General features: G+C 54.8%; 17 protein-coding genes. 4 read left to right on the top strand and 13 right to left on the bottom strand.

From position 1 onward, the window contains the following. Positions 1-2: 2 nt before the first annotated feature. Together VGM48_RS13540 and VGM48_RS13535 are read right to left on the bottom strand one after the other, a co-directional pair. Complete coding sequence (locus tag VGM48_RS13540) at positions 3-1835, bottom strand: ATP-dependent DNA helicase RecQ (protein WP_331579942.1); 1833 nt, start codon at positions 1833-1835, stop codon at positions 3-5. 5 nt (positions 1836-1840) lie between these two features. Beyond that, positions 1841-3961, bottom strand: a complete 2121-nt coding sequence (locus tag VGM48_RS13535; RefSeq protein ID WP_331579940.1) for a cation-translocating P-type ATPase — start codon at positions 3959-3961, stop codon at positions 1841-1843. A 63-nt stretch (positions 3962-4024) separates the two neighbouring features. Here VGM48_RS13535 and tsaE point away from each other — a divergent pair, with 63 nt between their 5' ends. Together tsaE and VGM48_RS13525 are read left to right on the top strand one after the other, a co-directional pair. Further along, positions 4025-4444 (top strand): tRNA (adenosine(37)-N6)-threonylcarbamoyltransferase complex ATPase subunit type 1 TsaE, encoded by a 420-nt coding sequence (gene tsaE / locus VGM48_RS13530; protein WP_331579939.1) that lies wholly within the window; start codon positions 4025-4027, stop codon positions 4442-4444. A gap of 37 nt (positions 4445-4481) precedes the next feature. Next, the gene (locus VGM48_RS13525; RefSeq protein WP_331579938.1) at positions 4482-5699 is read left to right on the top strand and encodes an alanine dehydrogenase; all 1218 of its coding nucleotides are present in this window, start codon (positions 4482-4484) and stop codon (positions 5697-5699) included. 25 nt (positions 5700-5724) lie between these two features. Here VGM48_RS13525 and VGM48_RS13520 read toward each other — a convergent pair whose 3' ends face one another. The 5 genes from VGM48_RS13520 to VGM48_RS13500 all read right to left on the bottom strand — a co-directional run bounded on the left by VGM48_RS13520 (position 5725) and on the right by VGM48_RS13500 (position 9992). Continuing rightward, positions 5725-6768 carry a hypothetical protein gene (locus VGM48_RS13520; RefSeq protein WP_331579937.1) on the bottom strand — a complete coding sequence of 348 codons (1044 nt, stop codon included), beginning with the start codon at positions 6766-6768 and terminating at the stop codon, positions 5725-5727. A 47-nt stretch (positions 6769-6815) separates the two neighbouring features. Then, positions 6816-6986 carry a hypothetical protein gene (locus VGM48_RS13515; RefSeq protein ID WP_331579936.1) on the bottom strand — a complete coding sequence of 57 codons (171 nt, stop codon included), beginning with the start codon at positions 6984-6986 and terminating at the stop codon, positions 6816-6818. Positions 6987-6990: 4 nt separating this feature from the next. After that, positions 6991-7605 carry an ABC transporter ATP-binding protein gene (locus tag VGM48_RS13510; protein WP_331579935.1) on the bottom strand — a complete coding sequence of 205 codons (615 nt, stop codon included), beginning with the start codon at positions 7603-7605 and terminating at the stop codon, positions 6991-6993. After that, a complete protein-coding gene (gene lpxA / locus VGM48_RS13505) occupies positions 7586-8392 on the bottom strand; it encodes an acyl-ACP--UDP-N-acetylglucosamine O-acyltransferase (RefSeq protein WP_331579934.1) in 807 nt (268 codons plus the stop codon). Before lpxA ends, VGM48_RS13510 begins: the two co-directional genes overlap by 20 nt. A gap of 193 nt (positions 8393-8585) precedes the next feature. After that, the gene (locus VGM48_RS13500; protein ID WP_331579933.1) at positions 8586-9992 is read right to left on the bottom strand and encodes a bifunctional UDP-3-O-[3-hydroxymyristoyl] N-acetylglucosamine deacetylase/3-hydroxyacyl-ACP dehydratase; all 1407 of its coding nucleotides are present in this window, start codon (positions 9990-9992) and stop codon (positions 8586-8588) included. 299 nt (positions 9993-10291) lie between these two features. Between VGM48_RS13500 and VGM48_RS13495 the strand changes: the two genes are divergently transcribed. Next, entirely contained in the window at positions 10292-10996 is a 705-nt protein-coding gene (locus VGM48_RS13495; protein WP_331579932.1) for a response regulator transcription factor, read from the top strand. 71 nt (positions 10997-11067) lie between these two features. Here VGM48_RS13495 and ruvB read toward each other — a convergent pair whose 3' ends face one another. Next, positions 11068-12099, bottom strand: a complete 1032-nt coding sequence (gene ruvB / locus VGM48_RS13490) for a Holliday junction branch migration DNA helicase RuvB (protein ID WP_331579931.1) — start codon at positions 12097-12099, stop codon at positions 11068-11070. Positions 12100-12342: 243 nt separating this feature from the next. Here ruvB and VGM48_RS13485 point away from each other — a divergent pair, with 243 nt between their 5' ends. Further along, positions 12343-13527: a thioredoxin family protein gene (locus VGM48_RS13485; protein WP_331579930.1), complete on the top strand. Its 1185-nt coding sequence runs from the start codon at positions 12343-12345 to the stop codon at positions 13525-13527. Positions 13528-13559: 32 nt separating this feature from the next. On the opposite strand, the gene egtD is transcribed toward VGM48_RS13485, so the two are convergent. Genes egtD through VGM48_RS13460 form a run of 5 tightly spaced genes read right to left on the bottom strand, consistent with a single transcriptional unit; the run spans position 13560 to position 19414 of the window. Beyond that, on the bottom strand, positions 13560-14540 hold the full coding sequence (gene egtD / locus VGM48_RS13480) for an L-histidine N(alpha)-methyltransferase (RefSeq protein WP_331579929.1): 981 nt from the start codon (positions 14538-14540) through the stop codon (positions 13560-13562). Positions 14541-14578: 38 nt separating this feature from the next. Beyond that, the gene (gene egtB / locus VGM48_RS13475; RefSeq protein ID WP_331579928.1) at positions 14579-15727 is read right to left on the bottom strand and encodes an ergothioneine biosynthesis protein EgtB; all 1149 of its coding nucleotides are present in this window, start codon (positions 15725-15727) and stop codon (positions 14579-14581) included. Then, entirely contained in the window at positions 15727-17295 is a 1569-nt protein-coding gene (locus VGM48_RS13470) for an ABC transporter permease/substrate-binding protein (RefSeq protein ID WP_331579927.1), read from the bottom strand. The genes egtB and VGM48_RS13470 overlap by 1 nt, the downstream gene beginning before the upstream one ends. Beyond that, on the bottom strand, positions 17295-18050 hold the full coding sequence (locus VGM48_RS13465; RefSeq protein ID WP_331579926.1) for an ABC transporter ATP-binding protein: 756 nt from the start codon (positions 18048-18050) through the stop codon (positions 17295-17297). The genes VGM48_RS13470 and VGM48_RS13465 overlap by 1 nt, the downstream gene beginning before the upstream one ends. Continuing rightward, positions 18047-19414 (bottom strand): mercuric reductase, encoded by a 1368-nt coding sequence (locus tag VGM48_RS13460; RefSeq protein WP_331579924.1) that lies wholly within the window; start codon positions 19412-19414, stop codon positions 18047-18049. The genes VGM48_RS13465 and VGM48_RS13460 overlap by 4 nt, the downstream gene beginning before the upstream one ends. Between the last annotated feature and the right edge of the window lie 17 nt (positions 19415-19431).

The raw sequence follows: 19431 nt of genomic DNA, 5'->3' as shown, positions 1-19431 counted from the left end.
CCTTATCGGCGCGGCCGCGATGCCGGCCCGGTTTGCACCGGTAGCCGCGACGGCCCGGTTTGTCCCGCCGGCCGCGACGGACCCGAAGAAGGTCCCGATCCCGAACGCCGCCGCAGACAGTTATCGCAGATTCCGCAATCAGCGACCTCCTTATCCCCAAAATAGTTCGCCAGATAACGGCTGCGGCACTCCTCCGCAAGCGCCAGATACCGCACCATGGCGCGGATCCGGGTCGCATACCGGTCCTTTCTCTGTCTATACGCTACAGCATCGATATATAGGTCTTCGGCCGCAGGCCGGTCGCGGAAGAAATAGATCTGCGGCGTCTCCTTGGCCGGGATAAAGTCAATGATCCCAAAAGCCTGCAGCCGCGCCAGCTCCGCCGATACCTGCGCAACATCCTTATGCGTATTCCAGGCCAGCTGACGTTCACGGACCGACACCGGCAGATCGAAGATCCCCTCATAGCCGCGCAGCAGCGAATGGATCAGCGGCACCAACTCCGGCTGCTGCTCCTCGAATTCATAGAGGTTCTCTTTTCCCGTCACGAATTGCACCCTCGCCGGCAGGAATATCTGCTGGTGAAAACTAAGCAGCCCCTCCTGCTCCAGGACCTTCAGGATGTTGACGGCGGTCGCGGTCGACAATTCGAACCGCGTAGCAAACGCCGTAAGATCGAAATCGAAATATTGCCCCTCGCCGGAGCCGACGGGAAGCTGGAGATAGTTGACGATATCCTGGTACACGGGTCTGATCTGGTCCATCGGGGGAAAGCGGCTTTCCGGCATCTTTTCGAGCCGGCCGGCCTCACTTCCATCAGCAAGCAGAATAGCATACGCCTTCTGGCCGTCCCGGCCCGCACGCCCTGACTCCTGGTAATAGCTCTCCACCGATTCGGGGACATCGGCATGAATAACGGTGCGGACCGCCGCCTTGTCGATACCCATCCCAAAGGCATTGGTACTAACGATGACGCGAACCCGATCTTTCAGCCAGTCCTCCTGACGTTGGCTTCTCTCCTCCTGTGAAAGTCCGGCATGATACGCGGCGGCGGTGATGCCCTGACGGACAAGCCATTCGCTGATCTCGCGCGTAGACTGACGGGTCCGGCAGTAAATGATGCTGCTCCCGGCTACCCGGGTGAGGATCTCGGTGATCTTGCTGATCTTGCTATCCACCTTGAAAAAACTATAGGACAGGTTTGACCGGGTGAATGGCTGGCGGAAGATGACCGGGGTATCCAACTGCAATTTGTCGGCGATATCCCCAAGCACCTCGACGGTAGCCGACGCAGTGAGGGCGATAATAGGAACGCCCGGCAGATGCTCGCGAAGCGCCGCGATCCGCAGGTAAGGCGGACGGAAATCATATCCCCATTGGGAGACGCAATGCGCCTCATCGACCGCGATCATACTCACATTCAACGCGGGAAGATATTCCAGGAGAAGGGCGGTCTCCAGGCGTTCGGGCGAGACATACAGCATTTTGCAATTGCTGCCCGCCGCCAGTTTGAGCGTGGCGATCACTTCCTTCCGGCTCAGCCCGGCATGCAGGGAAAAAGCCGTGATATTCCGCTTGCGGAGACCGTCGGTCTGGTCCTTCATCAATGCGACAAGCGGACTTACCACCAGGCAAAGCCCCGGCCGAACGAGGGCCGGAAGCTGATAGCAAAGAGATTTGCCCCCACCGGTGGGGAGAAGAGCGATCGTGTCTTTGCTGTCGAGCACGGAACGGATGATCTCCTCCTGTTGCGGCCGGAAGGCTTTATGCGGCCAGTATTGACGCAGCAAGGCTGTCAGGTCGGCGGAGGAGGGTGTCGGTGTGCGGTTATCCATCAGTGTTAATCCAGTTTTTTTGAATAAAGCCATAGGGAATTCGCAGCCAGAACGACATCGCTGAGCCCCATCACAAGCGCGGCCACAGCCGGCGTCAGCAGCCCGAAGGCGGCAACAGGGATAGCGATGACATTGTAGGCAAACGCCCAGAACAGGTTTCCTTTTATCGTCGTGAACGTCTTGCTGCCAAGCCTCAGCGCAGCAGGCAGCTGGCTCAGCCCTTTGTTCATCAGCACCACATCCGCCGTCTGCATGGCCAGTTGGGAAGCATCGCTCATCGAGATACCGACCGTTGCCCGGGCAAGGGCCGGAGCGTCATTGATGCCGTCCCCGACCATGGCAACCGGCATTTCAGCGTTGAGGCGGGCGACATGTTCCAGTTTCTGCCCGGGGGATTGCTCGGCCAGCACTTCCCGGATCCCAAGCGAATCCGCGAGCCGGCGGCAGGCGGCAAAGCGATCGCCGCTAAGCAGCACCGTATCGATACCCTGGGCCTGCAGCCGGCTGACGACAGCTGCCGCTTCAGGCCTGACCGCGTCCGTGACATCGATAAACCCAAGCAGCCGGTCATTGCCCACGATATACACGTTATGGCTGTCGTCATCGGTAAGCTGGGCCGCTACCGCATACGAACCGGCCCAATAGACTTCGCCGTCTTTTGTCTCACCGCGCATCCCGCGGCCTTTTATCTCTTCCACCTTTGCCCACCGGGTAGCAGAGGATTGCCGCCACTCTTTCGTGATCGCTTTTGCGATGGGATGATTGGAAAATTTTTCGAGTGAGAAGGCAATCTCTTTGATCCTCTCGGCAGAGGTATCGCCGGTAGCCTGCCAGTGGTTGATGGTAAACTCTCCCGTCGTCAGAGTACCGGTCTTGTCGAACACTACCCGCCGGATCGTGCGGAACGCTTCGAGATGCCGGGCATTGCGGATCAGGATGCCCCTGCGTGCGCCCCGGCCCAGACCGACGGCAATGGCGGCCGGTGTGGCCAGCCCCATAGCACAGGGACAGGCGATTACCAGCACGGCGATACAGCGCATCAGCGCCGCCGCCACCTGGTGAAGCAGAAAATAGTTCCCGATAAAAGTGAGTACCGCCAGCCCGATGACCACCGGTACAAAGACGGCGCTGATCCTGTCGGCCAGCTGCTGGATCGGCGGTTTCTCGCCTTGCGCCTGTTGGACCAGCCGGACGATCCCCGAGAGGATCGACTCTTCCCCCACCGCCGTCACCTGCGCCTTTACGGTCCCCGACACGAGCAGGCTGCCGCCGATAAGGGCGTCCTTGGCCCTTTTTTCGACCGGCAGACTTTCACCGGTGAGAATGGATTCATCAGCGCCCGCCTCGCCCCAAAGGATCTTGCAGTCGGCGGGAACCTGTTCGCCGCTGCGGATCAGGATCAGATCGCCGCTGCGCAATTCTCCGCCTTCCACCGGGAAAAGGATCTCCTGGTGCTGATCGTCAAAAGCGATCATATTGGCCATGGTCTTCTGCGTCGAAGCCAGGCTGTTCAGCGTGCGCTGAGTGGCCCGGACAGAAGCGTCTTCGAGATAATATCCCAGAAAGACAATGGTGATAATGGAAGCCGTCGTCTCATAAAAAAGATAGTCGGGGCCCAATCCCAGCAGGGTGCCGGTAAGGCTGTAGCCAAAGGCCGCCGTGGCCCCCATGGCGATGAGGACGTTCATATTGGGAAGGCCGTTGAGCAGACTCTTGATGGCGCTCCGGCCAAAGAAACGCATCCCCGCAACAAATACGGGCAGACAGAGGACCAGCTGTACCCACGGCAGCATCAGCCAGTGGAGGGCACCGATGTGCCCGACCATGTGCAGCAGAAGAAGGAGGGTAAAAGGGAGACAAAAAAGGAAATAACGCAGATGCCGGTTCAGCGACACCTTGCTCACGGACCCGGCGGCGCCCTCCCGTTTCAGAACGATGTAGCCCAGATCGTGTATGCCCTTTTCCAGCTGCGACCGGTCGATACCCGTGCCGGCATCAAAGCTGACATCGCCGCTGGCAAGGCTGACCCTTATATTTTGAAGACCCTTCTTTTCCAGATATTTATTGATGGTCAGAGCGCAGGTCGAGCAGCTCATCCCTTCGACTTTCCAGTTAATAGTTTCCATATAATTTCTTGGTACCGGCCTTCGCCGGCCACCGCAAAGTTACTGTATCTTTGCCGTCCATCTATGGAGCTGATCTTCCAATTGCAGGACATCGAAAAGGCCGCCGGCGGTTTCTGGGACGCCTTTCCCCTGCAACGCATCTTTGCCTTTCACGGGAATATGGGCGCCGGCAAGACGACCTTTATCCATGCCCTCTGTGCCATCAGGGGCGTTACCGATACGGTTGGAAGTCCGACCTTTTCCATCATCAACGAATACCGATACCCGGGTGGCCGGATCTACCACCTCGATCTCTACCGGTTGAAGGACGAGGAAGAAGCCCTTCGTGCGGGGGTCGAAGATGTCCTGTACAGCGGGGACCTTTGCCTCGTGGAGTGGCCGGACAGGGCGCCGGGTATCTTCCCTTCCGATACCGTCCATTGCCGGCTGGAAATAGTGGACCCCGAGACCCGTAAAATTACGGGCGGGGAGCATTTCCGATGATCAGAATCAATTTTAAATTGTAATTTGACAGGCATATATGTCGCAGCAGCAAAAACCAGTTATCAGCACCTCCTTCAGCTACGAAACCCTGGAAGAAACCTTGGATATCAAGCCCAAGGGCATTCCGCTTCATATCGGTATCCCAAGGGAGACCGCTTTCCAGGAGAACCGTATCGCCCTGACGCCGGATGCGGTAGGAGTGCTGGTAAGCAACGGACATGAGGTCATCATGGAACACAATGCGGGAGAAGCCTCGCACTACCGGGACAAGGACTACAGCGAGGCCGGTGCACGGATCATCCACGACAAGGCCGAAGTGCTGAAGGCCCCGATCCTCGTAAAAAGCGCTCCCGTCATCGAGGAAGACCTGCCCATGCTGCAGATGAACCAGATCATCATCTCCCCCATCCACCTCTCCGCGATGAAGGCCGAGTTGCTCCAGAAGATGATGGACAAAAGGATCACGGGTATCTCATTCGAGAATCTGAAAGATGACAGCGGCACCTACCCCATCGTCCGTAGTATGAGCGAGATCGCCGGCAGCGCCGTGATGCTCGTCGCCGGGCAGTATCTGAGCTCCGCCAATCGCGGCAAAGGAGTTCTGCTGGGCGGCATCTCCGGCATCCCGCCGACAAAGGTCATTATCCTCGGCGCAGGGATCGTCGGGGAGTTTGCAGCCCGCGCCGCCCTGGCCCTGGGAGCCTCCGTAAAAGTATTCGACAACAGCGTCTACCGCCTGAAACGCCTCCAGAACAATATCGGCCAGCGGATGTGGACCTCCGTAATGGAAACCCGCATCCTCGCCAAACAGCTCAAAACCTGCGAAATTGCCGTCGGCGCCCTTTCCTCGCAGACCGGCCGCACCCCCGTAGTCGTCACCGACGAGATGGTCAGCAATATGCGCCCCGGCTCGGTGATCATCGATGTCAGCATCGACCGCGGCGGCTGCTTCGAGACCTCGCAGATCACTACCCATGAACACCCCGTCTTTACCAAGTATGGCGTCATTCATTACTGCGTGCCCAATATTCCCTCGGGTTTTGCCCGCACAGCCTCCCATGCGATCAGCAACGTGCTGATGCCGCTGCTGCTGGAAGCAGGCGAAGAAGGCGGGTTCGAGAACCTCGCCTGGCATAAGATCCACCTGCGAAGCGGCATCTATCTCTTCAAAGGCGCCCTGACCAATTTCCATCTCAGCCAGCGCTTTGATCTGAAGTATACCGATCTCAATTTGCTGATCGCGAGTCAGCGATAGACAACGCTAACAGCAATAGCCGACGCTAAGGCTGAAGCAGGGGCAATACCTCCTGCTCGCTTCTTTCCCCCTTAAGATAGCCGACAAAAGCCAGTAATAGCATGCCCGGCCGGGAAAGGGAATAGCTCTCCGCATAGGTATAAAATTCCTGTGTCTGACCGGTGGTCAACAGGTCCCGTTTCTCGTCTTTTTGGTGCTGATCGAGATAGTTGCGAACAAAAGCCCTGAACGGCTCAGGATCGTTCTTTAGAAATAGAAAGTAGGCCCTGAGATAGGCTGCGGTGGCGGGTCGATGTTTCTGAAACTGCCTTTCATATTCGTTGAATAAAAGTTCAAATTCTGTTATCTTCTTCGTGAAGAGATAAATCTCCCCCAGATTCTCATACAAAAATAGCAAATTTTTCGCGGTTTTCGGGACCCTTTTGATCACCGTGATCGCCTCATTGTATTCACCCCTTTTCCCATGGCATAACGCCTTATATGTCAACAGATACTCGTCGTCGGCCGATAGTTTTAACGCATTGTTCGTCAACTCCAGCAACGTGTCGTAATCGATCTTCTCCTTCCGGCTCTGGAATTGTATCTCGAATTTTAACCGCTGGATCTCGATCTGCATCTCCTGTACCTGGTTCTGATCCTTTACTTTTTCCAGACCGGTTTGCCACTTTTCGGTCAAATCATCAAATGACCGCTGTTTTTTTGCCAGGTCCGTCTTGAAATCCCTGAAGTTCTTTTCAAGATCGTCTTTCAGCGTTCGGAGCTTGTCCAGTTCATCCTGGTGGGCCTTTTTGATCTCGGCGATATTCTTGAATCCGATATATCCGAGGAGGGCGCCGATCGCGGTGATAAGGGCAAGCCCAACCGAAATAAAGTAATTGATATTGGTGATGCTCGAGGCATACCCATCTTTTAAAGTAGCGGTCTCCCGCTCGAACGGCAATGTCTGAAGCTTCTCGATCTTGGCATTCAGCTCGTCCAGTTGCTTTTTCGAGACGGTGACGCTGTCTCCCGCCAACGCGCATCGCCCGATGAAAAAGAGGGGAATAAAAAGAAGGAAGACTTTTTTCATAGATCGAAGGTTCTTATCCGGGAAAAGGTACACGTTTTTTGCTAAACCTACGCATCGCCGGCCAACGTTCCCAGGTCCTCCCAGGTCCGTGTCAACGTCCCCCATTTGTTCCTGAATTCCCATCCTGGGTGCATAAGGAAGACAAGCCCCAACAAAAATAGCCCGGTGATGGGCAGCGCATAGAAATAAAAGGATAGACTGAAACGGCTCTTGCCCATTGGACTATTTATAGTCCCTAATATTAATCCTTTCCTCGCAGAAATCATACTCCTGCAGATCGTTACTGCTGACGATCAGCATCCGCCCGGCCCCATATTCCCCCATCAGTTGCCGGTAAAGCCCGATCCCGTCCGCATCCAGATTGGTGCAGGGTTCGTCGAGCAGCACGACCGGGACATCGGAGAACAAGGCCTGCGCTAATCGAACCCGCTGCTTCATCCCGGAGGAATAGAACCGGATCTGCTTGCCCGCAGCGGCTTCCAGCCCCATCCGTTCGATAATGCCTGCAACGGATAACCCGGGAACGAACGGCTTGAACGACCCGTGAAAATCCAGAAATTCGGTGACCGTCATTTCCTCCACCAGGTCGAGATAGGGCGCGCAAAGGGAAAGATGACGATAGGCCAGGTCAGGGGCGATCTCCGCCGAACCGGCATAACCGACGGCCCCTTCACTGACGCCGGTCGATCCGGCGATACACTGTAATAAGGTGGATTTACCCGACCCGTTGGGCCCGGTGATGGCGTAACTGTGGGAAGTGCTGAACTGATAATTGAAATGGCGAAAGATCCACTCGCGGTTGAACCGTTTGCCGGCATCAATCAGCGTAATCTTCATCAAAGCTCGATTTGCTGTAGCGTTTAATAATACCGCGGCCGCTTTCGCGGATAAAGGTGACGATCTCGTCCCGCTCATCGCTGGCCGGGAACTCTTCTTCCAGGAATTCGAGCGCCTGGCTGGTATTCATGCCTTTATTGTAGATCACCCGGTAAATGTCGAGGATATGATTGATCTTATCGATCGTGAAGCCGCGGCGCTTGAGGCCGACGGAATTGACGCCGGAATAGCTCAGGGGCATCCGGGCCGCCTTGATATAGGGCGGGATATCCTTACCGACGAGCGATCCGCCGCCAAGGAATACATGTGAACCGACTTTTACAAACTGATGGATAGCACACATCCCGCCAAGAATAACCCAGTCGCCAAGGCTGACGTGACCCGCCACCTGGGAGTTATTGCTGAGGATACAGTTGTCGCCGATGATACAGTCATGGGCGATATGGCTGTAGGCCAGGATCATACAGTTCCGGCCAACTTTGGTCGTCCAGCGATCGCGGGTCCCGCGATGGATCGTCACGAATTCGCGGATGGTAGTATTGTCGCCAATCTGCACCGTCGTCTCTTCACCATCATACTTAAGATCCTGAGGATCAGCCGATACCACAGCTCCAGGGAAGATCCTGCAATTCTTTCCGATCCTCGCGCCTTCCATGATCGTCACATTGCTGCCGATCCAGGTCCCTGCACCAATTTCTACATTTTTATGGATCATCGTGAAAGGGTCCACTCTTACATCCGGCGCCAGCCTGGCGTCCGGGTGAATGGAGGTGAGAGAATGGATCATTCGACGATCAATTGATTGATTTTCAGTTTCTTGGATCATTATGCTTTCTTCCTTGTGGATTGCCGATTTCTTCATAGAAAAATGCTGAGACGCCCCAGCATCTCACAAAAATAAACTTATTTGCCACAAATACCCGAAATAAACTTCTGTTCACTACCGCTTAACGACCCCTTTTTTGCTGTTTTTAGCTGCTTTAACTTCGTTTTACGAGTTGGGCCATTAAGTCCGCTTCAGTGGCAATTTTGTTGCCAACATAAACGGTTCCACGCATTTCGCAGATGCCGCGGCGGATCGGGCTGAGGAGCTCCATCTTCAGCAGCATGGAATCTCCCGGAACGACTTTGTTCTTGAACTTGCAGTTGTCGATCTTGATGAAATAGGTGTCATACTGGCCCTCCGGCATCAGGTTGATACAGAGGATCCCCCCGGTCTGCGCAAGCGCCTCGATCTGCAGGACCCCGGGCATCACCGGGTTACCGGGAAAATGGCCGACAAAGAAAGGTTCGTTGAACGTGACGTTCTTTACTCCGATGATATGCTTATCGGTCAATTCGATGATCTTATCCACCAGGAGGAAGGGGAAACGGTGTGGCAGGGTCTTTTCGATCTGTGTAGTAGTAAAGACGGGAGCCTGGTTGGGATCATAGACCGGAGCATTCTTGAGATGCTTATTCTTCTTGATGTATTGCTTGATCTTGCGGGCAAACTCCACATTGGTGGAGTGGCCGGGACGGTTGGCGATGATCTGCCCTTTTATCGGATAGCCGATAAGGGCGAGATCGCCGACGATATCCAGCAGTTTGTGCCGGGCCGGTTCATTGGGGAAGCGGAGCTCGAGGTTGTTGAGATAGCCTTCGCTCTTGATCTCGATCTTTTCCCGGCCGAAAGCCTTGGCCAGCCGCTCCATTTCCTTGGGGGTGACGGGCTTATCCACCACCACGATGGCGTTGTTGATGTCTCCGCCCTTTACCAGGTTGTGGTCCAGCAGCATCTCCAGCTCATGCAGAAAGCAGAAGGTACGACAGGGAGAGATCTCGTCCTTGAATTCCCGCATGGACTTCAGGCTCGCATGCTGGGTGCCGAGAACGGGGCTGTTAAAATCGATAAGCGTAGTGATCTTGTATTCAATGGCGGGCATGACCACCATTTCCACCCTTTTCTTCTCATCATAATGAGAAATATTGGCGTCGATGCTATACCAGACCTTGGTGGCATCCTGTTCCATCACGCCGGCTTCCTCGATGATCTCGACAAAAGGCTGTGAGCTGCCGTCGATGATCGGAACCTCGGGACCGTTTATTTCGATGAGACAGTTGTCCACGCCCATCCCAACAAGGGCAGCGAGGATATGCTCCACCGTGCTGACCTTCGCGCCGTTATCCTCCAGGGTCGTCCCCCGGGAAGTGTCGGTTACAAGATCGCAGTCTGCCTTTACGATGGGTTGCCCCGGTAGGTCGATGCGCTGGAACTGGAAGCCAAAACCGGCGCTTGCGGGCTTAAGCGTCATGTCCACCTTTATACCGGTGTGGAGACCCGTGCCGGAAATACCTGTTACAGAAGCTAGTGTATGCTGTTTGTCTGGATTGAAATTTGCGTCCATGCTTTTTTTTGATACTTATCGTCCGGTTCCGCCGGTGGCTTTGGCCGACAAAGATAGGGGAATCTGGCAGAAACCGGGCCTCGCCAGGTCAGGCCCATTACAGCATGTCCTCCTCCCGCTCGATATCGCCTTCCCGGGCCAAATAAGTATCCGGTCGCCAATTACCACGAGTTTCTTAAATTTATTGTCGGAAGTGGGATGCATATTTCCGCAAAATTAAGTTGTTTAACAAAATATTATCCCGATTCGTTGATAATCAGGGAATGATTTAATTTTATTTGTATTCAAAATCATCACATATGGAAGGAAAGAAACCCAAAATATTGTTGTGCGAAGATGACCCCAATCTTGGCATGGTCCTCAAGAACTATCTCGAGCTAAGCGACTTCGACGTTACCCTGGAGCGGGATGGCCGCCTGGGACTGGCTGCCTTTCAGCGGGAGCATTTCGACCTTTGTCTGCTGGATATCATGATGCCGCATATGGATGGTTTTACACTGGCAGAAGAGATCAGGGACGTCGATCCCGACATTCCCCTCTTCTTCCTCAGCGCCAAAACAATGAAAGAGGATATCATCCAGGGGTATAAGCTGGGGGCGGATGATTATATCACCAAGCCCTTCGACAGCGAGGTCCTGCTAATGAAGATGAAGGCCATTCTGAAACGCAATGACGATCTCAACAAAGAATCCGATAACAAGGAATTCGAGATGGGATCCTATCACTTCAACCCCAAGCTGCGGGAACTGAGTCATAAAGGACAAACCCAGACCCTGTCGCCAAAGGAGAACGAATTGCTGAAGATGCTGGCCGAACACATGAACGATCTTTTACCGCGGGAGCAGGCTTTGAAGAAGATCTGGGGCAGCGATACCTATTTCAACGGTCGCAGCATGGACGTTTATATCGCCAAGCTGCGGAAATATCTGAAGGATGATTCGAACATTGAAATTGTGAACATCCACGGCAACGGGTTCCGGCTCGTCGTGCCGGTCAGCGCATAAACGGGCCATCTGCCGGAACGCTCCGGCGTTATTGGTATGAACCGGCCCGGCAAAGCAACCGGGTGAGGCGGCTAGAACAACATCTGTTCTCCCTCTTTGCCCGGTTTTCTTTTTCCCAGATGCTCATAGGCTTTATGCGTGACCTCACGGCCGCGCGGCGTGCGCTGCAGGAAGCCCTCCTGGATCAGGAACGGCTCATACACTTCTTCAAGCGTACCCGTTTCCTCACCGACGGCCGTAGCGATCGTCGTGATCCCCACCGGCCCGCCCTTGAATTTTTCGATGATGGTCGACAGGATGCGGTTATCCATTTCGTCAAGACCATGTTCATCGACGTTAAGGGCCCGGAGGGCATGTTGCGTGATGCCGAGATCGATGACCCCATTGCCAAGCACCTGCGCAAAATCCCGCACCCGGCGAAGCAGGCCGTTGGCGATACGGGGGGTTCCGCGGCTGCGCCGGGCAATCTCCTGGGAAGCGTCGGAGGTGATCTTTGTCTGAAGAATGCCGGCGCTGCGCAGGATGATCTTTTGCAGGGTTTCGGCAGTATAATATTCCAGTCGGGCCTTGATGCCAAAACGCGATAGCAACGGAGCCGTAAGCAGGCCGCTGCGCGTCGTGGCGCCCACCAGCGTAAAAGGATGGATAGTAAGCTGGATGCTGCGGGCATTGGGGCCGCTGTCGATCATGATATCGATGCGGTAGTCCTCCATAGCGGCATAAAGATATTCCTCGACGACGGTGCTCAGCCGGTGGATCTCATCGATAAATAATACATCGTTCGGGCTAAGATTGGTCAGCAGGCCCGCAAGGTCCCCCGGCTTTTCGATCACCGGCCCGGAGGTCTCCTTGATATTCACTCCCAATTCATTGGCGACGATCCGCGAAAGGGTGGTCTTTCCAAGACCGGGCGGACCGTGGAAAAGGATATGGTCCAGCGCCTCGCCCCGCATCTTTGCGGCCTTGATGAAAACGAGCAGATTCTCGATCAGCCGGGGCTGACCGGAAAAATCGTCGATGACCGCCGGGCGGATGTTGTTCTCAAACTCCTTGTCCGAGGGGCTTAAGCCTTGCTTTTCACTATTGAGATTGAGATTGGACATAGAGCAAATATACCGATTGCCTTTGTTCGGGGGTGTTTGGGGAGTGTTTTTTTGCCAAGGCAAAACATTGTATATACAACGCACTATCATAGCTATTCGGCCGGGAAAGCAAAAACTCCCAGGGTTGACAATGAAGAAATTGCGAAATCGGGTTCAAGGACTGGCCGCAAATTTTTTGAGTTGTATGTACAATGTTTGAACTTTACTTTTTAGCCATACCTCCTCACAAAAAGAACCGTGTGTATGAGAATTCCGAAACGATTGCAGCCGGAAAGCGAGACTGCCACAACCAGCCGATTTGCCTCCTCGCTCTATTTTTCCTCGGGAGCGTTGGCCCGCGCAACCGAAAGCCTCGCCATCAAATGTTTTCAACCGACAGGTCTGCATCCCAGCCTGGCCTTTATCGTATTATTCCTGTTAAATTCACACCAAAAGGCAGTCAGCAATTCATTTCTTGCAAAAGCGCTTCTGCTCAGCCCAAGCACAATGGTCCGGTTGGTCGACCGGCTGGTAAAAAAAGGCCTTATACAACGGTTCGAATACGACGGAACCCGAATGCTGTGGTTGACAAAGGAAGCATGGGATAAGTTTGACCTTTTCATAGCCTGCGATCTCGACTTCGAAAAAAAATGCCGGGAACTGCTGGGCGACGAAAACTCCTCCCGGCTGATCCACGCCATGAACCAGGCCACAGATATAGTAAGAGCGGGACTGCCCCCGGGAGATTGTCCGAACGCTGACGAAAAATGCGGACCGGAAAACCGACCTTTACAGGGAAAATTATACGCTATGTCCACACCCGAACCAAGCCATACGGTCGAAAGCGCTTACCTGCAAAAAGCCATTTCTTACGAGACTTATATCCAGCTGATCGATCAACTGGTAGCCGAAGGCCAAACCACAGGCCCCGACCAGTCGGAAGGGTTTATCCACTATACCGTTTTGAATCAGCAACGCATGCACCGCTGGGACAAGACGATCCGGCTCCTTCCTGCCGTGGAAGCCGCCATCCGCGATCTCACCCTGCCGCAAACCTGGCTGGTGCTGACGGAAGCCTGGTGTGGCGACGCCGCCCACAGCATACCCGTCCTCCATGCGCTGGCTGCATTGAACCCGCTGATCACGCTGCGATTCTTGCTCAGGGACGAGAACCCCGAACTGATGGATCGCTATCTCACCAATGGAGTGAGTCGCAGCATTCCCAAGTTGATCGCCCTGGACACCTTTACCCGGCAAGAATTATTCACCTGGGGCCCCCGTCCCGCACCCCTGCAGGCGATATTTATGAAGTTAAAAGAAGAAGGCACGGCCTATGCCGCGGTAAAAGAAGAACTGCAGCGCTGGTACAACAAAGACAAATCCGTCACCATCCAGGAAGAGATGGCCGCACTGGTCGCAGCCACCGGTGATATGGGAATGACGGGCTGACGCGCCCCCGCCGCATGGGATACCCGCATGCCTTATGGCAGCCGCCGCCAAAGCACATCGGCAAACCACTTCTTACTGTCATAAAACACTTCCGCCGGCTCGAAACCCGACTGGGCAGCCATCGATTCGGTCTCGGCCATCGAATACTTCTGCGAGATCTCCATAAAGATGGCTTCATTCTCTGCGAAGCTGATCTCCTTATCCCCGATATGCACCACCTGCACCTGCCTGCTGATCAGGTAGCTTTTACAGGCGCCGCTGCCGGGATCGTAAACCGGATAGTGTTCAAACTGGTCGATATTGAAGTCGGCGCCAAGCTCGCGGTTGATGCGGGTCAGCAGGTTGAGGTTGAAGGCCCTCGTCACCCCCTGGCGATCATTATAGGCATCCAGTACCGTGCGCGGATGCTTCTTGAGATCGAAGCCGGTCAGCAACAGATCGCCGGGGTGCAGCTGCGCATGGATCTGCCGGCAGAACTGGGTCGCCTGCTGAACGGTCATATTCCCGATATTGGCGCCCATGAACAGGACGATCTTCCGCTTGCTGGAAAAGGTGTTCACCTGGTGTAGTTTTTCCAGGTACTCCCCATTGAGCCCCTGAAGCCGGATCCCCGGCAAGGTCACAGGCAGCCTGTTTTCCAGCCACTTGATCACATTGGAAGAAATATCGATCGGGTAATAGGTAAACCGCGCCTGATCCTTTTGCAACTGCTTCAGCAGGAACCAGGATTTGGTGGCATCCCCGGGGCCGAGCTCCACGAGATCGAAGTCGGCGCTGTCCTCCATGAATTGCCGCGCCATCCTTCCCGATTGGTGCTGCATGATCTCCATTTCGCAGCGGGTCGGGTAATATTCGGGACAGGCCATTATCTGCTGGAAGAGCTTATCCCCCGTCTCATCATAAAAATACTTGGACGACAAGTATTTGTGTTCCGCCCTCAACCCGTTGAGTACGTCGGTGTAAAAGGTGGTCGACCGGCGTGCGGTCAGCGTGGCGGTGCTGGGAGGAAACATGAGAGCTAGTTTAGTGATTATTGTATAACGATGTGAAACTACTTTGCAAGTCGTATGCCAGTGAACTGCCACCGGAGAGACGGATGAAAGAAATTACGATAACTTATCCTGCTGTGGCCGGCCGGCGTAGCCACGGACGCCCCCCTCAATATCATCTGACTGACCATAAATTTTCCATTATATTCTCCAATAGCCCCAGCGGCCTTTTTAAAGCCGGGATAAGGCAGATAGGCGGACTCGGTCCATTCCCATCTTTTCCCCCACTCAAATTGCGCGGCGGCGGCTTCCCACTCGAACTCGGTCGGCAGGCGGCAGCCCTTCCACGCGGCAAACGCCACCGCCTCATAATAACTGATATGCGACAGCAATTGTTTACCCTCCAGCGGACGAAGACCCGCCATCGTATACTGATGCCAGCGGCCATCGATGAAATGCCAGTAGAGCGGCGCCGAAATGGAATTCTTTTTTACCCAGTCCCAGCCCTCCGCATGCCACCACACAAAGTTGGTATAGCCCCCAGCCTCCATGAACGCGAGATACTCTTCATTGGTAACAGAGGACGCAGCAACCTGGAACGCCTCCAGATAGACTTTGTGCCGGCTAAGCTCATTGTCGAAGCAAAAGCCGTCGCCCGTAAAGCCGATCTCATAGAGTCCCGCAGGCACGCTTACAAAACCGGCCGGATTACCGCCCGGAGCCACATCGATGTCCCGCTCGGACCACGCAGGGAACAAGGGGTTATGCCCGAGGATATATTTTATGTCCGTGAACAGTAATTCCTGGTGTTGCTGTTCATGGTTAAGCCCCAGGATGATCAGTTGCTGCAACTCCTCACCCGGTCCGCCGGTGATAAACCGCTCCATCGCTGCATCTACGTATTGACGATAGGCATAGACCTCATCCACGGAAGGCCGGCTCAGATTTCCCCGGTCGGTGCGGACCACTCTTGCACCGATGGTCTCATAATAGCTGTTGAAGACATAATTATAATCAGGATTGCAGGGCCGGTAGCCGGGACTATGAGGGATAAGAACAAACGCTTCCCAAAACCAGGTGGTATGCCCGAGATGCCACTTGGGCGGACTCACATCCACGATGGGCTGGACGACATAGTCCTCTTTCTGCAGTGGACGGCAGATGGCCTCGCTGGCCCCACGGACGGCGCGGTATTGATCGATCAGGGTCATCACTTGTCTTTTTTAAGATAATTCGTTAAGTCGGTGATCGTGTGGATACCCAACTGCTGCGCCTGACTGCGCCGCATCATCAGAGCATAAGCGTTATTGAACCCAATAGGCTCCAGCCAGGTGAGCCGGTACTCTTTAGCAAACCGGCCGGCTACATAACGGTACACACTGTCTCTGTCCCCCGTGAGCCGGGCGCTCAGATCGGCGGGCGGTTGAAGGATCGCCAGCAAAGCAGTACCGGTATATTCTGGATACATATCTATCTGATCATGGGTTAACGCTTCAAAGCAGATTTTTGTTCCGCCAAGCCCCGTTTTACTCTCCACATCCAGATCCGTATAACCCCGGATCAGCATGGCATAAATATCGGTGAGAATATATTGTTCGGGAAAGATCTTCGACCCCAACCGGACAACACCTTTCCGGCCATTGCGGGGAGCCTGATACAATCCCTGGGACACCAGGAATTCCCGGGCGATCCGCTCCGGAGGCTGGTTGAGATACTCCGCCCGGTAATTGAGCAGCGTCATAATGGAGTCGTTGATCCGGCCGGACAATTTGTTCAACACAGGAGCCAGTTCGGGATAGGCCCGCAACACCGCATCCCGAACGACCGGCGCCGCATAATAGGGCGGAAATAGCGTCTTGTCATCGTCCAGCGTGACCAGATCGTAGGCCTTTAATCTCCCATCCGTGCTATAGCCGCTGATGACATCCAGCTTTTGATTATAGATGGCCTTATACATAACGGCGTCGCTGATAACTACAGTCCTGATCTTTAATCCATATACCTCCCGCAACCCGATATCCCCATCCCGCCTGCCCATGAATTCCGGCGTAAAACCCGCCAGCAGCCGCGTATTGCCGATAGGCAATATATAAAACGATGAAAAGACCAGCAGCGCCACCGGAAGAAGGCTGAGGACGGCCCTGCGCCGCCGCCGGCCGGTGCGCTGTACGAGCGAGAGCAGGAAGTCCAGGACGATCGCCAGCAGCGCCGCGGGAATGGCGCCGGCCAGGATCATATTCGTATTGTTGAGTGCGATGCCGCCAAAGATAAATTCACCCAACCCGCCCGCCGCGATATAGGCAGCCAGCGTGCCGACACCGACGTTGATGACGGTAGCCGTTCGGATCCCCGCCATGATCACCGGAAAGGCAAGCACCAGATCGACCCGGAACAGCCGCTGCGTAGCCGTCATCCCCATCGCCAGAGCCGCCTCTTTTACACCAGGGTCTACACCGTTGATCCCCGTAGAAGTGTTTCGGATGACAGGCAACAAGGCATAGAGGAACAGCGCCGTGATGGCGGGGATGGGACCGATGCCCAGCAAAGGAATGAGAAAGCCCAGCAACGCAATGCTGGGGATGGTTTGCAGGATACCCGCGGCCCCGAGCACGATGCCCGCCGCACGCTTGTTGCGGGAGATATAGATGCCCAGCGGCAGCCCGATAAGAACGGCGATAAACAGCGAAATAAAGGTCAGCCCGATATGTTGTATCGTCTGCTGCAGCAGTTTGGCCGATTGCTGATGCATAAACTCCCACAGGCTTTGGTGCTCGTCCATCAGCTTTTTGAATTCTTGAAATGATCGTAAATATATCGCTGGCCTTCAAAAAAATCTATTACATATTGGTTAACAGGTCGCTCGAACAGGTCTTCGGCCGTTCCCTCCTGTATCACCTTCCCCCCGTCCATTAAAAAGATACGGTCCGCCAGCTCAAAGGCCTCCTGGATATCATGCGTGACAAGGACGGTGGTCTTTGACCGCAGCTCATCCAGTTCCTTAAAATCTCTTTTGACGCTGGCGCGGGTAATGGGGTCCAGCGCTCCAAAGGGTTCGTCCATCAGCAAAATAGGCGCACCGGCGGCAAGGGCCCGGGCAATGCCTACGCGCTGCTGCTGTCCCCCGCTCAGTTCGTTCGGATAGGCGCCGCGGTATTGCGCAGGCGACAAGCGAAGTTTTTCCATCAGCAGGGTGACCCGCTGCGCGATCCGGTCCCGCTCCCACCCCAGCAGCCGGGGGACGATGCCGATATTTTCTTCGATGGTATAGTGAGGAAAGAGTCCGTTGTTCTGGAATACATACCCGATGCCCCGGCGGAGGTCCTCGGCCCGTTGCGACCGGATCGACCGGCCATCGATCAAAATTTCGCCGGAATCGGGCTCCAGCAGCCGGTTGATCATCTTCAGCAGCGTAGTCTTGCCGGAGCCGCTCGTGCCCAGAAATACGATATTCTCCCCCTTTTCAACGGTAAAAGAAATATTGTCAACGGCCTTGTGAGCGCCGAAGGTCCGGCTGATATTTTTTACAACGATCATTGCAGTCGTGAGAATAGATTATTCAGGGATTCCGCAAAAGTCGGATGGGCAAAAACCCCATCCCGCAAAACATCGTATGGGATCCGGCCCATCATCGCCATCTGCAGCAGACTCATCAGTTCACCACCGTTAAAGGACAGCATGGCGGCACCGACAATGGTCTTGTCATCGGCGTTGACGATGGCCTTTAACAGGCCCCGCGTTTCATCGTTTTCCCAGGCACGGGCGATATGCGAGGCCTTCAGGGTGGCGACTTTTATATTCATCCCTTTGTCCCTTGCCTCTTTTTCAGTGAGCCCGATGCGCCCCAGTTCCGGATCCGTGAAAAGACAATACACCGGCGGCCGGGTCTTTGTACTGCAATCGGCTTCTTCGAACAGATTTTTATAGACGATAAGATGATCGTTATAGGCAATATGGGTAAACTGCGGGCCACCATTGACATCACCCAACGCATAAACACCGGGGATATTGGTTTCCAGTTTGTCGTTGACGGCAATAAATCCATAGGCGTTGAGGGTGATACCCGCGACGGCTGGTTGCAGCGCGGAAGTGTCGGCTGCCCGGCCGGCGGCTACCAGTACATGCGAGACTTCGATCGTTCCGATGGACAGCTGAAGCCGGATCCCCTTTTCTTCTTTTGACACCCTTTCCACTTTCGTTCCCGTTTGGATATGGATGCCGTCTTCCTCGAGAATATTCTTTATCTCCGCCGCAATATCCTCGTCTTCCTTCCGCAGAAACCGGGTATCACCCTCGATGATCGTTACCTCGCTGCCGAGCCGGCGATAAAGCTGGCCGAACTCAAGGGCGATATAACTCCCCCCGATGATCGCCAGATGAGTCGGAATGGTCGGCAGATCGATAATGGTGTCGGAGGTGAGATAGGGAACGTCGGCCAGCCCGGGGATGGGCGGGACCACCGGGCGCGCACCGGTATTCAAAAAGATCTTCTCCGCCGTCATCACCGTGACCGATCCGTCCTTCTTCGTCACCGTGATCTCTTTGGGTCCGGAAAACATCGCGTTGCCGAACACGACGTCGAGGTTGGAAGTCTCCAGCAGGCTTTTTGCCGAAGACTCCCGCGCGATAACGACATGTTCATTCTTCCGGCGGATCACTTCTTCGATGTTCACGGAATAACCCGTCGTATGGATGCCGAAATCGGCGCTTCTTTTTACCAGATAGGCAATGCGACCCGAGGCGATCAGGGTCTTGGTGGGCGTGCAGCCAACATTGAGACAGGTTCCGCCGATGAATTTCTTCTCGATCAATGCCGTCTTCCAGCCGGCGTCGGCCAGCTTCTTTGCGAGGGGATTGGCGGCCTGACCCGAACCGACTATAATGGCATCGTACTTGACCATTGCTGATGGGATTGCCC

It is taken from the genome of Puia sp. (genome assembly GCF_036500295.1).
Taxonomy (GTDB): Bacteria; Bacteroidota; Bacteroidia; order Chitinophagales; family Chitinophagaceae; genus Puia.
The sequence above is the reverse complement of the archived record's forward strand: the minus strand, read 5'-3'. Positions and strand labels throughout refer to the sequence as shown.